We start from the raw sequence: 14,036 nt of genomic DNA on the forward strand, positions 1-14,036 counted from the left end.
AATGATAAAACAGAAAACAATCGTTGGTATATTTTTTGGGTTAGCGTTTTTTATTTGTATATCACCGCTTACTTCTTTTGCACAGGTTAATAATTCTCCAATTATTGGACAAACAAATAATACTAATCCTCAAGTAAAAAAAGTCATTGCACGGATTTGGCACGGTAGAACTCTGACTTCTAAAGCAGATGAATACTATACTTATCTCAACGAAGCTGGAATCAAGAAAATACTGGCAATTCCTGGCAATTTAGGAGCGCAAGTACTTCGCCGTACTGATGGCAAAATTACAGAATTTACTGTCATCTCCTATTGGGAATCACGAGATGCAATTCGTAAGTTTGCTGGTAATGATATTGAAAAAGCCAGGTATCTTCCTAGAGATAAAGAATATCTGCTTGAACTTGAACCGAATGTGAAACACTTTGAGGTTTTACTTGACGATCGCAAATTTAAATAGAAGGCAGGAGGCAGGAGGCACAAGGCAATCCGTATGAAACAAGTTTCACCCGCCAAAGATGAAAGAGGTTTTTTCTCCTACACCCCACACCCTTACACCCTTACACCCCTCTTTCAAGTTAGGAAAATGAGTTCAAGAACTTACAAAAAACTAATAGCCAAAAAATTTTCTCAAGATTTTAAATCAGCGATCGAAATTATAGAATCTCCTATTCCTGAACCTACTGGTGATGAAATAGTAATTCGGAACAAATTTGCTGGCATCAATAGCGGATTTGATACATTACTGTGCCAAGGTAAAGTTCCCTATGTTAACTTAACTCCCCCTTTTGATTTAGGTGTAGAAGCTGTTGGTGAAGTAGTAGCGGTGGGAGATAATATTCAAAATTTTCAAGTTGGTGATGCTGTAGTAACTACTGTGCGGGGAGGAGGTTATCGCGAATACCAGGCTATCAATGCCAATCTTGCCGTCAAAGTTCGCCAAGCAACTCCAGAAGTACTAACTTTAATGCCAACAGGAATATCAGCTTTGGTGGCATTAGAAAAAGTGGGAGAGATGAAAAGCAATGAAGTAGTTTTGGTAACAGCAGCAGCAGGAGGAACCGGGCATATTGCGGTACAGTTAGCAAAGTTAGCAGGTAATCACGTTATCGGTACTTGTGGTTCGCCAAAAAAAGCAGAGTTGCTTGCAAGTTTGGGATGCGATCGCATTATCAACTACCACACCGAAAACCTCGATCGAGTTCTCAAGCAAGAATACCCTAATGGCGTTAATCTTGTTTTCGATTGTGTTGGCAGACAAGTTTTCGACACCTGCTTAGAAAATATAGCAATTCGCGGACGTTTAGTTGTGGTTGGTTTTATTTCCGAATATGGCAGAAATCTGGAGGAGGTAACACAACCACGTATTTATCACCAACTATTTTGGAAAGCTGCTTCTGTACGCGGCTTTCTGATGCCTCTTTATCAAGAATATGCTGCCGAAGCACGCGATCGCCTTTTACACCTGTTCTACACCAATCAACTCAAAGTTGCTGTCGATCCAACCCAATTCCAAGGGGTAGAATCTATACCGAATGCGGTTGAATATTTACTCAGCGGCAAAAATTGTGGCAAAGTTGTTGTGAGGTTTAGTCATTAGTCATTAGTCATTAGTCATTAGTTAGTGGTTAGTAGTTAATTGTCTGTTGCTCCCCCATCTTCCTAGCCTCTAGCCCCTAGCCCCTAGTACCCGCTAAATACTGCCATAAACAGGAACAGCTGCACCTCGGATATCTTTAGCAGCTTCTGAAGCTAAAAAGCAAATTACTTCAGCTAAAGATTCAGGTTTTACCCATCGATCGGCATTTTCTATACCCATAGATTCGCGGTTAGTGGGAGTGTCGATCACGCTGGGAAGAACAACATTAGCAGTGATATTAGTACCCTTGGTTTCGTCAGCGATCGCTTTTGTTAAGGCAACAACACCAGCTTTAGAAGCACAATATGCCGCCAGTTGTCCAGTCGGTTCTACTGCACCTCTCGAACCAACAGTTACAATACGTCCGTAACCATTGTGCAACATACTTTTCAGGCTATGTTTGCAAACTAGGAAAGTTGTATTCAAGTTTATATCAAAATCGCGTTTCCAATTCTCAAAACTGTATTCGTGGGTTTTCCCCATCGAAAAGCCACCCACCAGATGAATTAATACATCGACTCGTGCCATCTGGTTAATGAGATTCTCTACCGAAGCTTCATCTTTTAAATCCGCAGTCACAAATTGAATTCTGGCAAAGTCGGCGGGTGAGAGAATACCTTTGAGGCGTTCCATATCTTTAGGGTTGCGATAGGGAATAGTCACTGCTGCCGCACCTTGCGCTATAACCGTTGGTGTCACGCCTAGCCCTAAACCACCAGTACCGCCTGTAAGTAAAACGTGCTTGCCCTTCATTAGCTATGCACTCCTTTAGCCTTAAATATCAAGATAGCGCGATCGCAGATGTTGAGTAAAACAAAGCAAGCCAAAATCCAACACCCTAGAAGGGTGTCGCTATACAAACAAAGGCTGCCTCCGCAGCCTAGAAAAATTTCAGCCCACGGAGGTGGGCTTTGTACTTGTAGCCCCAGGCTTCCAGCCTGTGGGCGTTTCTGACTGACAAGGCTTCTCTTCTGTGGGCGTTTCTACAAAATATTTCGCGTGCAAAGTCCAAAATTTTGTGTAGTTATTCTGTTCAGAAAAATTACGATGTCTAGCATATAACTATATAACCCGACATCAGCAAAAACTATCGCCCCCATGCCAGTCATCACCATTCGGGAAACACAGAAATCTACTACCGGGTTTGAAGCACTTCTGATTTTTGAGGGGGGAGAATACCCGATTAAAATTACCGATCCCTTTACGTCTAAGGAAGAAAAACAACTAGAGTGGTATTTTGAAGATTGGATTGCTTTTCCCTTCACTGATATTACAATTGCCCAAAGGGCAGCAGCTAGCGTCAAAACCTATGGCGAAAAGCTATTTGAACAAGTTTTTCAGGTAAATTTTGATGCCTACAGTGCTTATCGGCAACTACGGGGCAATCTGAGCCAGGTACAAATTGAAATTGTTGGCAAAACTCCAGAATTTCAAGCTTTGCACTGGGAAGGAATGCGCGATCGCGATTTGCCTCGACCTTTGGCGGTAGACTGCATCATGGTGCGGAAAAATGTCAAACCTGCACCCCCTGTTGCGGCAGCCGTGCAAACCTCTCCGGTTATTAACCTGTTGGTAGTGACAGCGCGCCCAGATGAAGAAAGTGATGTGGGTTATCGTACCATTTCTCGTCCCTTGTTGGAATTAATTGAAAATGCCCATTTACGGGTGAATGTGGAGTTGCTGCGCCCTGGTACTTATCAGGCATTATCCGATCGTTTGGAGGAGAAGGGAGCAGGTTTTTACCACATAGTCCATTTTGATACGCATGGGGCGTTGATGGGTTATGGAGATATTCAACAGGGAGTAACGGCAAATCGCTATTTATATCAGGCAAGGTATGGGCGAGATGATTTGCAACCTTACGACGGGGTGAAGGCGTTTCTGTTTTTAGAAGGAGAAAGCAAAGGTAAAGCCGATCCAGTCGAGGCACAGGAATTGGCAGATTTGCTGACTGGGAAGGGTATTCCCGTGTGTATTCTCAATGCGTGTCAGTCGGGGAAGCAGGTAAAGAACCCCACCCCGCCTGCGGCACCCCTCCCCGCAAGCGGAGAGGGGTTAGGGGAGGGGTTGAGGGAAACTAGCCTCGGTAGTTGCTTGATGGCGGCGGGGATGCAGATGGTGGTGGCGATGGGTTATTCGGTGACGGTGTCTGCTGCCAAGCTGATGATGCAAGAACTTTATACAGAATTGTTTAACAATAAACCCATTACTGAGGCGATCCGCTTGGGTAGGCGGGAACTGTTGATGCAAAAGTCCCGCAAGGCATATTTTAATCAGACAATTGATTTGGAAGATTGGCTGTTGCCTGTGGTGTATTGCAATCAGGCAGTGAATTTTAATTTGCGGCAGTTTACGCCAGAAGAAGAGGAGAAATACTGGGAAAATTTTGGCAGTCAGTATCGGTTTACGCTGCCAGAATACGGTTTTGTTGGGCGGGATTTGGAGATTCTCAAAATTGAAAAGGCGCTACTACAGCATAATATTTTGCTGTTGCAGGGAATGGGAGGAACGGGCAAAACGACGCTGTTAAATTATTTACGGGAATGGTGGCAGAGAACGAATTTTGTCAAAGATGCTTTTTATTTTGGTTATGACGAAAAGGCATGGACGCTGACACAAATTTTGTTTGAAATCGGCAAGCGGGTATATAATCGCTTTGAAAAAGCACAATTTCAAGCCATGAATCAGGCGGCGCAGGTGCAAAAATTAGCGGCAAAATTGCGGGTGGAAACTTATGTCTTAATTCTGGACAATTTAGAATCGGTGACGGGACAACAACTGGCGATTCAAAATACATTACCAGAGGCAGAACGCAATCTAATTCGAGATTTTTTAGCGCGGTTGGTAGGCGGTAAAACTCGCATTGTGTTGGGTTCCCGCAGTCGTGAGGAGTGGTTGCAAGCAGCGACGTTTAAGCAGAATATTTATGATTTGCAAGGATTAGATAGAGAAGCGCGGACAGAATTAGCAGAGAAAATTTTAGAACGTCATGTAGCAGCACACCGCATTGATGGCATACGTAAAGACGCAGATTTTCAACAGTTGATGCAAGTGTTGGCAGGGTATCCTCTAGCGATGGAAGTGGTGCTGGCGAATTTGAAGAATCAGTCACCCCAGGAAATTTTAGAAGGGTTACAAGCGGCGAAAGTGAGCTTGGATGTAGCGAGTGAGGATAAGACGAAAAGTATTTTGAAATGTGTGGAATATTCTCATAGTAATTTATCGGTAGAAGCGCAAAAATTACTGTTGTGTTTGGCTCCCTTTAGTGGGTTTATTTACCGCAGTGGTATTCCGAATTATATTCAGCAATTGCAAAAGCTAGAACCATTTAAGGATTATCCTTTTGAAAAATTTGATGAGGCGATTCAAGAGGCGATTAACTGGGGTTTGTTGTCACCGCTTCATGAAGATGTGCCTGAATTACTGAGAATTCAGCCTGTTTTTCCCTACTTTTTAAAGACTAAGCTACAGGAACTTGATGAGTTAACCCGTGCAGCTTTGCGTGAAGGATTTAAAAATCATTATTTATGGTTAGCAGGTTCTTATAATGAGTGGATGGAATCTAAAGATGCCGATGAACGGCAATCGGGTATATTATTCTGTGGATGGGAATACGAAAATCTCTATAATGCGTTGCAAATTTGTTTAGAAAAGCAAGAAAGTATTGAGATTTTCTTTAGTTTAAAAAAATACTTTGACTTGATTAATGATAACCAAAGTAACCTAAAGTTGGCAGAAATGGTTTGTCAACGTTTAGAAAATTATCCACCTGCATTTATCGAGGGTGAATTAGGTTATCAAGTGGCTTGGGCAATGGCGAGACTGGGTAACTGCCAACTGAATGCAAAGCAGTACCAGCAAGCAAGAATATCTTATGAAAAGACTTTGGAAATTTGTGATTCGCTTAAGACTGAAGAAGAAAGACAAAAACAACTTTGGAAGGCTGTTTCCTACCACCAGTTGGGAATGGTAGCCCAAGACTTGCGGGAATTTGAAGAGGCGCGGCGCAATTACCAACAAGCTTTGGAAATCAACATCGAATATGGCGATCGCTACGCTTGTGCTTCCACCTACCACCAGTTGGGATGGGTAGCCCAAGACTTGCGGGAATTTGAAGAAGCGCGGCGCAATTATCAACTCGCTTTGGAAATCAACATCGAATATGGCGATCGCTACGCTTGTGCTTCCACCTACCACCAGTTGGGAATAGTAGCCCAAGACTTGCGCGAATTTGAAGAGGCGCGGCGCAATTATCAACTAGCTTTGGAAATCTCTATCGAATATGGCGATCACTACGCTTGTGCTTCAACCTACCACTGTTTGGGAATGGTAGCCCAAGACTTGCGGAAATTTGAAGAGGCGCGGCGCAATTATCAACTCGCTTTGGAAATCTCCCTCGAATATGGCGATCGCTACGGTTGTGCTTCCACCTACCAGGGTTTGGGAATAGTAGCCCAAGATTTGCGCGAATTTGAAGAGGCGCGGCGCAATTATCAACTAGCTTTGGAAATCTCTATCGAATATGGCGATCGCTACGGTTGTGCTTCCACCTACCAGGGTTTGGGAAGCGTTGCTGAAGATTTAGAAGAATTAGAAGAAGCAAAAGCAAATTATCTACAAGCTTTACAGATTTGGGCTGAGTTTAATGACGAGTACAATTTAGCAACTTATTCACTGCCTAGCATTGCCGATTTATATCAAGCTACGCAAGATGAGAGTCTGTTGCAAGCAGTGGCGGAAATTCTCGGTGTGACGGTGGAGGAAGTGAGGGAGAGGTTGAGAGAGTGAACCCCACCTCGCACGCGAGGCTAAGGTGTACACACAAGTCTTTTTTCTCATTACCATGCTCTGTATGGTGATGAAAACTCGGAGGCGGAGCCTCAATCAATGCTTTCCCAGGCTGGAGCCTGGGAAAGAGAAAAGAGACTGATTCATCTATTGCTAATACTCATTGACGAGTTGTAAAGACTGATTCATCTATTTGTGATACTCGTTGACGAGTCTCAAAGACTGATTCATCTATTTGTGATACTCGCTGACGAGTCTCAAAGACTGATTCATCTATTTGTGATACTCGCTGACGAGTCTCAAAGACTGATTCATCTATTTGTGATACTCGCTGACGAGTCTCAAAGACTGATTCATCTATTTGTGATACTCGTTGACGAGTCTTAAAGACTGATTCATCTATTTGTGATACTCGCTGACGAGTTATAAATACTCATTATTTACTACCATTTATCTATTAATTAGCTTCTTAATCTAGCCCGCGCAGGCGGGCTTAGTTCTTATAGCCCAACCCTTCTAGGGTTTGGGCGATATTATACGTCACGCTGTTGTTAGTGCAGCTTACATTATTATTCCAAATCCGGGTCTTCCAGTAAAATACCAAGATTTTGTGCTGCATGGGCGAGGCGATCGTCGATTGTTGCTAACAAAATTCCTGCCCGAATTGCTAATTCTAAATAAGCTGCATCATAGACGGCAAGATTGTACTGTCTCGCTAAATTTAAAGTAGCAGTAATAGTCTCAGTCACAGCTATTGCATCAACGTTAATAGGCAAAGCCTGAGGCATTGCAATAGCAGCATCACTTTGTTCTCTAGTATTGCGCTTTTTCCTTTCTGCAACCCACAATACATTACTAATTTCCAACCCAAAAAAAGCAGGCACTATAGCCTGATTTTCTCCTGAAAGTATATTATAAACTGCATTGGCATAAGTATTATCTTCATCCTGCAAACACCAACTTATGCCAACAGAACAATCTAAAACAAAAAACATTAATACCTTCTTCCCTCTTCCCTTGCTTCCCGAATTGACAATCCTCCCAGAGTCATTTCTTTTTTTAATTCCTTAAGCCTGGCTTTAATTTCAACTAATTCCTGTTCATTCCATCTGGTTGAGGTACTCATTAATTGATCAACAGATTTACCCTTAACCTGAGCGTGACGTGCAATTTGTTGCAACATTAAAGCTGACTTACGCTGAATGATTTCTTCTTCGGATTTGATATTCACCCTTTCCATAGACTTTGCATGAAACTGGCTTTACTTGTACATTGTAAGCTGAAAATCACTGCCTGCTTGTGGGAGTGCGAGGAGCGCGATCGCTGGGAACAATAAATAAAAACCAGCAGAAAACAAAGACACAAATATGCTCCACATCAACATCTAAATTCTACCTCCCCGTCTACGGGGAGGGGTGAGTTAATTTTCTGGGGGTAGGGTTCCAGAATTATTGGTGGGTGGTTCGGTATACTCGCAAAATATATTCAGACTAATTTTCAGAATATACAAAACAATAACAGTAGCGATCGCTGGATCAATTGGTATGCCATTTGCCCCTGCTATACCTACAAGGGAAACAATTAACCCTGTCAATAATGGCGCGCTTCCTGGATTTTTAGTATATTCGCTAACTTGACCACGAAAACCATCGTCTCCACAAAGTTCCTTTCGCAATACCTTTAGCGTTACTTCCCAAAAAGATTTTCTCTCTGGCATTGCCATTAAACCATGCTTTTCTATCCACAGATCCTGAAAAGTATTTTCAACGTCACCATTATGCCTTTCCAACTCATCTAATGCGTGCTGTGCGGGTTCGTAATCTTGCAAAATATCTCGCGTCAAATCAATTTCGTGAGCTGTTAATTGAATATCCATTCCTAGCCTCTTTTTTTGGACAAACTGCAAATAATCTACAATCTTCGAGCTTGAACTTTCAAAAAACAGTGTGCTTTTCAAATCTTAAAATTCGTGGCTTCTAGTCGTCTAAGCTGTGAGTAGTGGGATTGTTTGTTAGGGTGCGCTTATGTTTTGCCAAACGTAACAACTTTGCCCCTATCTAAAACAGTAAATTAAATCCATAAAAACTCACATCCACTCATATTTGGTGCAACTATGCAAATTACCCAATCTCTCCATACAGCAATTCTGGTTACAGATTTAGAACGCTCCGAACATTTTTATGGCACTGTATTGGGATTAGCCAAAGTAGAACGTCCAATGAAATTCCCTGGTGCTTGGTATCAAGTCGGCGAGTATCAAGTTCACCTAATAGTTGCGCCAACTGTCCCCAACGAACCCAAAAATGAAAAATGGGGACGCAATCCCCACATTGCTTTTTTAGTTTCCGACTTAGATGCCGCTAAACAGCAGCTTCTAAATTATAACTTTCCAGTGCAACCTAGCGCTTCTGGTCGCCCCGCTATTTTTACCCAAGATCCAGATGGGAATGTAATTGAGTTAAACCAGCAGTAAGGGGAGGAGAGGGGGAGACAAGGGGAGTATTGAAGAAGAATACAGAATTCAGAATATTCTGGCTTCTGGCTCCTGAATTCTATTTAGATAAACCACTAACCACTAACTAATGACCAATGACCAATGACTAATTCATGAAAATTTTCGCTTATACTTACACCGATCCGCTTCTAGAAAATGCTCCCGATCCGACGACTTGGGAATGGCAGGTAAATCGAATTTATCAAGATTTGGGAGAGCGATCGCAATTACAACAATTCTTTGCAGACTGCACAACCGATCCACCCGATTGTTTGCTAATTCGCCGTTTGGAAGAATTGGGGGATTCTGTCGAACAAATAAGCGATCGCCTCTCGCAACTAGAAGCACTGGGGATAACGTTGATTGCATTTGAACAGGGTTACAATTCTTCTGAACAATCTCCCCATCTCCGTGCTGAGTTGCTGAAATTATTACAAGAAATCCAGCATCAGCAACACAGCCGCCGCATTCGCCAAGGGCACGCCCGCAACCGTTTAGATGCAGCTCCTCCACCCGGTAAAGCTCCTTACGGCTATCGTCGTGGTAAAGATAAATACATCTTAGACCGCAGCACTTCTCCAGTAGTCAAAGATTTTTTTGAACACTTCTTACTTTACGGTTCGCTGCGGGGAGCAGTGCGTTACCTGGCAAAAAAATATAGTAAGAAAATTTCTGTTACTACCGGACGACGTTGGTTGACTAATCCAGTGTATCGCGGCAATACAGCTTATCAAAACGGCGAAATTATCCCCAATACTCATCCTCCAATCCTTTCTAAGGAAGAAGCAGCACAAGTTGATCGGCTTTTGCGCCGCAATAGTCGCTTGCCATCGCGAACTGCCAGCGCACCCCGTTCTTTGGCTGGGTTGGTAGTTTGTGGCGAATGTCGATCGCACATGGGTGTCTGTCGCGTCACAATTCGCAACCAAGATAAAGAGTACCTTTATCTACGTCCGATTAGTTGTCCTAAACGTCCTAAATGTCGTTCTATTTCCTACCAGGAAGTATTGGATAGTACTATTGGTGCAGTTTGTCGCGATTTGCCGATGGCAGTAGCAAAAATGAATTTTCCCCAGTTGGATGTAGTTAAAGATAGTTTAGGAGAAGCGATCGCCCGTCAGCAAGCAATTCTTGAGCAGTTACCTAATTTAGTAGAAACTGGGATTTTGGATACAGAAACAGCCAAATTAAGAACATATAAACTCCGCACGGAAATATCTGCACTTGAGGCGAAGTTAGCAACTTTACCGCCTGTAAATCTGCGTTCTGTTGCTCAAGCTGTTTCTATTCCTCAATTTTGGTTAGACTTATCGGAAGCAGAGCGGCGGTTTTATTTTCGCGAATTTATCCGCCAAATAGCAATTATTCGTCAAGAAAAAGAATGGGAGTTACGAGTTATTTTTATTTTCTGATAAGTTGCAAGCTCTCCGACTTCTTAAAGAAATCGGGGATCTGTATTGTGTAATGTGACAGGTGAATATCAAGACAAAGCAACCTTCAATAGTACTTTCTCAATACCATCAACCATTCTGTCTAAAGTGAACTTACCTAAAATATGCTCGCGACACCTCTCACCTAGCTCAGAGTCTGTATATCTCCAATTGATAGTCTGAATTAAAGTATCTGCCAAATCTCGTTCATTTCCAGGCTCAAATAGCCCAGATTGGAACTCTCCTGTTAAAATTTCAGGAATACCGCCAACTCGGCTAGCTACCACAGGCGTTCCACAAGCCATTGACTCAACAATTACTCTTCCAAAAGGTTCTGCCCATAAACTCGGTAGAACTGTGACATCACTGACTTGATAGATAGAGGTAGTATTACTTACATGACCTAAAAAATCCACATAATTTTCTATACCTAAATCCTTTGATAGCTGTTTTAAGGAATGCTTGTATTTTTCGCCTTCTTCAGGATTTTCCTTACCATCAGCAGCGAAGTGAAGTATAGGCTTTCCAGCAATCAATAGTTTAGCACTAATACCACTTTTCACAAGTAAAGCACAGGCTGCAATCAACGTTTCTAAACCCTTTTCTTTATCCAGCCTTCCTACATACGATATTACCTTAGCATTTTCAGGAATATTCCACTCTTTTCTAAGATTGAAAAATTTTTCTGAAGGTTTGAACTTTTCGATATCAGTTCCGTTATATACAATATCGATTGCATCCTCTTTAATGCCAAAATCAACCCAATTCAATTTTGTTTGATTTGATACAGCAATAAATCTTTTGACATTTTTAAATCCAATAATCTTCTGATAGTTAACTTTTTTACTAGAAGGAGGAACCTGAAAGTAACAAACCAAAGGAATATTTTTAATTAAAGATAAAACGTAACCAAAAAATATTGAATTATAAGCATTGCAAAAGACAACACCATCTTTCCTAGTTGGGATATTCCAAATACTAGCAATTCCAGGCAAGAAGTTTAATATTTCAGCAACTTTGTATCTATTAAATTCATACCTATTAACCTTTACTAGGCAATCACAAAACTCTTGATACTGCTCAATTAGATTGCCTAATTTTAAATAAATAACACTAATATTGTGTCCGCGTTGAGATAACCCACGGCAAATTTCAAACAGGTTTAGTTCCTGTCCACCGCGAGAAAAAGTAACTTCATTTTCTAAAACAATCAAGTGCATAAATTTATTTCTCCAAGCAAATTTTTAGTAACTTCTTTCACTACTACACTAGTTCCATAATTAAGTTTTTCACTTTTTGTGTTGCTACTGACCAATTTAAACGAGATTGATACTCATTGAATGATGAGCGAGCTAATCTTTTATATTCACTATAGTTGTACATAAGAGAAGTGATATAAGAGCAATACTCTTCTACTCTAGAGTTAATTGAAAATGTTTGACCGTTTAAATTATCTTTAATAATACTTGGTATGCCACCAACATTAGTTACTAAACACGGTAATCCGAAGGAATTTGCTTCACACAAAACATGGGGAGAGCAATCTGCTCTTGAAGGCATAATTAAAAAATGTGATTCACAAAACAATTTGTTGATTTTATTGATTCCTTCAATTGTAAATTTATCGATAAAACCTATATTTTTCACAAAGTTCGGAAGAGGTTCATGAGTAACAGGTTGACAGCCAACTACTAATAATTCAGTATTTAATCCTGTTTTATTTAATTCTTTAGCTACTGCTAACGCGATATCTCCTCCTTTTCTGAACCAGTCCACTCCAATAAACAGTAATTTACAGGAATGTGTATCTTTATATTGCACAATATTATTAATGTCTTCATCATTTCTATTACACTCTATATTTGCTCCCCAGGGAACTACTTTTACTTTAGATGATTCAATTCCATAAATCTGAATAGCATTTTGAGCAGCCCATTCTGATAAAAATATAACTAATTTACTTCTATCTAATGCTGCTTTTTCCATTGCATATATATGTCTTTTCGTTTCATTACATAAATTACTAAAAACTGAGTACATATCGATTAACGCTGTCTGAGGTGCATCTGTCCAAAGAACAATAGGCTGCTTGCATTCAAGATATGCTACTGGTTGAGCATTCTCTGGACACAGAACTATATTTGCGGTGGAGCTAGATAGCTTTTTAGAGACTTGAGATGCATAATCTCTAATCACTGCTGGATCTGCCCAGCAAGCATAAACTTTTTTCAAGAATTTATTATATAATTTTTTCTTAAATTTATTTATAAATTTATACTCCACTTTTAAAGGGCCAATATAATCAAGTTGTACATATTGCTTTTCCAAGTGTTTTGCTAAATGATAACCAGCTCCTCGAATCCCAGCTAAATCTTTTGGCCAATCTGAGTTATCTAAAACGTTATAACTAGTAACATATGCCAATAACATACTCTTGTTAATTCCTAATAATCCTCAATTTGTAAAACTTTTTATTACTCACTCACAGCAAGTTTATTAAAAGTTTTTTCACGGCTTTATTGTTCAACAACTCTCAATAGCACTTTCTCAATTCCATCAAACATTTTGTCTAAAGTAAATTTATTTAAGATATGTTTGCGACACCTCTCACTTAAATGAGAATCATTGTCTCGCCAATTCATAATCAGATTTAGAGTATCTGCCAAATTCTGTTCATTTCCAGGCTCAAACAACCCATTTTGAAACTCTCCTGTCAAAATTTCAGGAATTCCACCAATTCGGCTAGCCACCACAGGTGTTCCACAAGCCATTGACTCAATGATAGATCTCCCAAATGGCTCAGACCACAAACTGGGTAGGACTGTAACATCAGTAATTTGATAGAGGGAGGTGGTATTATTTATATGACCTAAAAACTTCACATAGTTTTCTATACCCAAATCTATTGCTAACTGTTTTAAAGATTGTTTGTATTTTTCGCCTAGTTCTGGACATTCTTTTCCATCTTTACCTATGTGAACTAAAGGCTTGCCAGCAATCAATAATCTAGCACTAATATCCTTTTTTAAAAGTAGAGCAAAGGCTTTAATCAGTGTTTCTAATCCCTTCGCTGTATCCAGCCTTCCTATATATGATATCACTCTGACATCTTGAGGAATATTCCATTCTTCTCTCTGCTTACAAAAATCTGTTGAAGGTTTAAACTTTTCTGTATTAGTTCCATTGTAGACAACCTCAACTTTATCTTCTTGAAGACCAAAATTAATCCAATCAGACTTTGTTTGGTTTGAAACTGCGATGAACTTTTTTACACCTTTTAGTCCAAGAAGCTTCTGTCTATTAAAATCACAGGGTGGTATTCTGAGACTGCAAACAAAGGGAATATTTTTGGATAAAGATAAAACTGAACCGAAAAACGCTTCATGATATTGATTACTGAAGATAACACTATTTTTGCTTGTTGGAATCTTGCTAACGGTAGTAATACTAGCAATAAATTCTAAAATTTCAGTAATTCTTTTTTTAGCAAATACATAACGATGAATCTTTATAATGTCGCCACAAAAATCTTGATAATACTTCAGTAAATTTCCTTCTTGACAATAAACTAGACTGATTTTATGTCCACGTTCAGATAAAGCACGGCAAACTTCAAACAGGCTCAGTTCTTGTCCACCACGGAAAGAAGACGGTTCGTTTTCTAAAACAATAAGGTGCATAAACT

Annotated in this window: 12 protein-coding genes; 5 read left to right on the forward strand and 7 right to left on the reverse strand. The window is 40.4% G+C overall.

Annotated features, from left to right (window positions below):
* Window position 1: 1 nt before the first annotated feature.
* Both UYC_RS0102940 and UYC_RS0102945 read left to right on the forward strand, forming a co-directional pair.
* On the forward strand, window positions 2-460 hold the full coding sequence (locus tag UYC_RS0102940; RefSeq protein WP_016873148.1) for an antibiotic biosynthesis monooxygenase family protein: 459 nt from the start codon (window positions 2-4) through the stop codon (window positions 458-460).
* 126 nt (window positions 461-586) lie between these two features.
* Window positions 587-1,600, forward strand: coding sequence for a zinc-binding dehydrogenase (locus UYC_RS0102945; protein WP_026087339.1), 1,014 nt, complete (start codon window positions 587-589; stop codon window positions 1,598-1,600).
* Window positions 1,601-1,693: 93 nt separating this feature from the next.
* Here the strand turns inward: UYC_RS0102945 and fabG are convergent, their stop codons facing one another.
* Window positions 1,694-2,392 carry a 3-oxoacyl-ACP reductase FabG gene (gene fabG / locus UYC_RS0102950; protein ID WP_016873150.1) on the reverse strand — a complete coding sequence of 233 codons (699 nt, stop codon included), beginning with the start codon at window positions 2,390-2,392 and terminating at the stop codon, window positions 1,694-1,696.
* 345 nt (window positions 2,393-2,737) lie between these two features.
* Between fabG and UYC_RS0102955 the strand changes: the two genes are divergently transcribed.
* Complete coding sequence (locus tag UYC_RS0102955; RefSeq protein WP_016873151.1) at window positions 2,738-6,427, forward strand: CHAT domain-containing tetratricopeptide repeat protein; 3,690 nt, start codon at window positions 2,738-2,740, stop codon at window positions 6,425-6,427.
* Between the two features lie 569 nt (window positions 6,428-6,996).
* Here the strand turns inward: UYC_RS0102955 and UYC_RS0102960 are convergent.
* From UYC_RS0102960 to UYC_RS0102970, 3 genes are all read right to left on the reverse strand, one after another.
* The gene (locus tag UYC_RS0102960) at window positions 6,997-7,422 is read right to left on the reverse strand and encodes a type II toxin-antitoxin system VapC family toxin (protein ID WP_016873152.1); all 426 of its coding nucleotides are present in this window, start codon (window positions 7,420-7,422) and stop codon (window positions 6,997-6,999) included.
* Complete coding sequence (locus UYC_RS0102965) at window positions 7,422-7,667, reverse strand: hypothetical protein (protein WP_016873153.1); 246 nt, start codon at window positions 7,665-7,667, stop codon at window positions 7,422-7,424. Before UYC_RS0102965 ends, UYC_RS0102960 begins: the two co-directional genes overlap by 1 nt.
* 180 nt (window positions 7,668-7,847) lie before the next feature.
* On the reverse strand, window positions 7,848-8,303 hold the full coding sequence (locus UYC_RS0102970; RefSeq protein ID WP_016873154.1) for a hypothetical protein: 456 nt from the start codon (window positions 8,301-8,303) through the stop codon (window positions 7,848-7,850).
* Window positions 8,304-8,540: 237 nt separating this feature from the next.
* Here UYC_RS0102970 and UYC_RS0102975 point away from each other — a divergent pair, with 237 nt between their 5' ends.
* Together UYC_RS0102975 and UYC_RS0102980 are read left to right on the forward strand one after the other, a co-directional pair.
* Window positions 8,541-8,900, forward strand: coding sequence for a VOC family protein (locus tag UYC_RS0102975; RefSeq protein WP_016873155.1), 360 nt, complete (start codon window positions 8,541-8,543; stop codon window positions 8,898-8,900).
* A gap of 134 nt (window positions 8,901-9,034) precedes the next feature.
* Entirely contained in the window at window positions 9,035-10,333 is a 1,299-nt protein-coding gene (locus UYC_RS0102980) for a recombinase family protein (protein WP_016873156.1), read from the forward strand.
* A gap of 68 nt (window positions 10,334-10,401) precedes the next feature.
* On the opposite strand, the gene UYC_RS0102985 is transcribed toward UYC_RS0102980, so the two are convergent.
* The 3 genes from UYC_RS0102985 to UYC_RS0102995 form a co-directional block, all read right to left on the reverse strand.
* A complete protein-coding gene (locus UYC_RS0102985; RefSeq protein ID WP_016873157.1) occupies window positions 10,402-11,571 on the reverse strand; it encodes a glycosyltransferase family 4 protein in 1,170 nt (389 codons plus the stop codon).
* Between the two features lie 43 nt (window positions 11,572-11,614).
* Window positions 11,615-12,781 (reverse strand): glycosyltransferase family 4 protein, encoded by a 1,167-nt coding sequence (locus UYC_RS0102990; protein ID WP_016873158.1) that lies wholly within the window; start codon window positions 12,779-12,781, stop codon window positions 11,615-11,617.
* 86 nt (window positions 12,782-12,867) lie between these two features.
* On the reverse strand, window positions 12,868-14,031 hold the full coding sequence (locus UYC_RS0102995) for a glycosyltransferase family 4 protein (RefSeq protein ID WP_016873159.1): 1,164 nt from the start codon (window positions 14,029-14,031) through the stop codon (window positions 12,868-12,870).
* Between the last annotated feature and the right edge of the window lie 5 nt (window positions 14,032-14,036).

Origin of the sequence: Chlorogloeopsis fritschii PCC 6912, from assembly GCF_000317285.1 — a bacterium.
GTDB classification, from domain to species: Bacteria; Cyanobacteriota; Cyanobacteriia; order Cyanobacteriales; family Nostocaceae; genus Chlorogloeopsis; species Chlorogloeopsis fritschii.

What these genes read in the sequence shown, in the direction of transcription:
- UYC_RS0102940 (WP_016873148.1), top strand. Translation starts at nt 2, where the DNA reads ATGATAAAACAGAAAACAATCGTTGGTATATTTTTTGGGTTAGCGTTT.
- UYC_RS0102945 (WP_026087339.1), top strand. Translation starts at nt 587, where the DNA reads ATGAGTTCAAGAACTTACAAAAAACTAATAGCCAAAAAATTTTCTCAA.
- fabG (WP_016873150.1), bottom strand. Translation starts at nt 2,392, where the DNA reads ATGAAGGGCAAGCACGTTTTACTTACAGGCGGTACTGGTGGTTTAGGG.
- UYC_RS0102955 (WP_016873151.1), top strand. Translation starts at nt 2,738, where the DNA reads ATGCCAGTCATCACCATTCGGGAAACACAGAAATCTACTACCGGGTTT.
- UYC_RS0102960 (WP_016873152.1), bottom strand. Translation starts at nt 7,422, where the DNA reads ATGTTTTTTGTTTTAGATTGTTCTGTTGGCATAAGTTGGTGTTTGCAG.
- UYC_RS0102965 (WP_016873153.1), bottom strand. Translation starts at nt 7,667, where the DNA reads ATGGAAAGGGTGAATATCAAATCCGAAGAAGAAATCATTCAGCGTAAG.
- UYC_RS0102970 (WP_016873154.1), bottom strand. Translation starts at nt 8,303, where the DNA reads ATGGATATTCAATTAACAGCTCACGAAATTGATTTGACGCGAGATATT.
- UYC_RS0102975 (WP_016873155.1), top strand. Translation starts at nt 8,541, where the DNA reads ATGCAAATTACCCAATCTCTCCATACAGCAATTCTGGTTACAGATTTA.
- UYC_RS0102980 (WP_016873156.1), top strand. Translation starts at nt 9,035, where the DNA reads ATGAAAATTTTCGCTTATACTTACACCGATCCGCTTCTAGAAAATGCT.
- UYC_RS0102985 (WP_016873157.1), bottom strand. Translation starts at nt 11,571, where the DNA reads ATGCACTTGATTGTTTTAGAAAATGAAGTTACTTTTTCTCGCGGTGGA.
- UYC_RS0102990 (WP_016873158.1), bottom strand. Translation starts at nt 12,781, where the DNA reads ATGTTATTGGCATATGTTACTAGTTATAACGTTTTAGATAACTCAGAT.
- UYC_RS0102995 (WP_016873159.1), bottom strand. Translation starts at nt 14,031, where the DNA reads ATGCACCTTATTGTTTTAGAAAACGAACCGTCTTCTTTCCGTGGTGGA.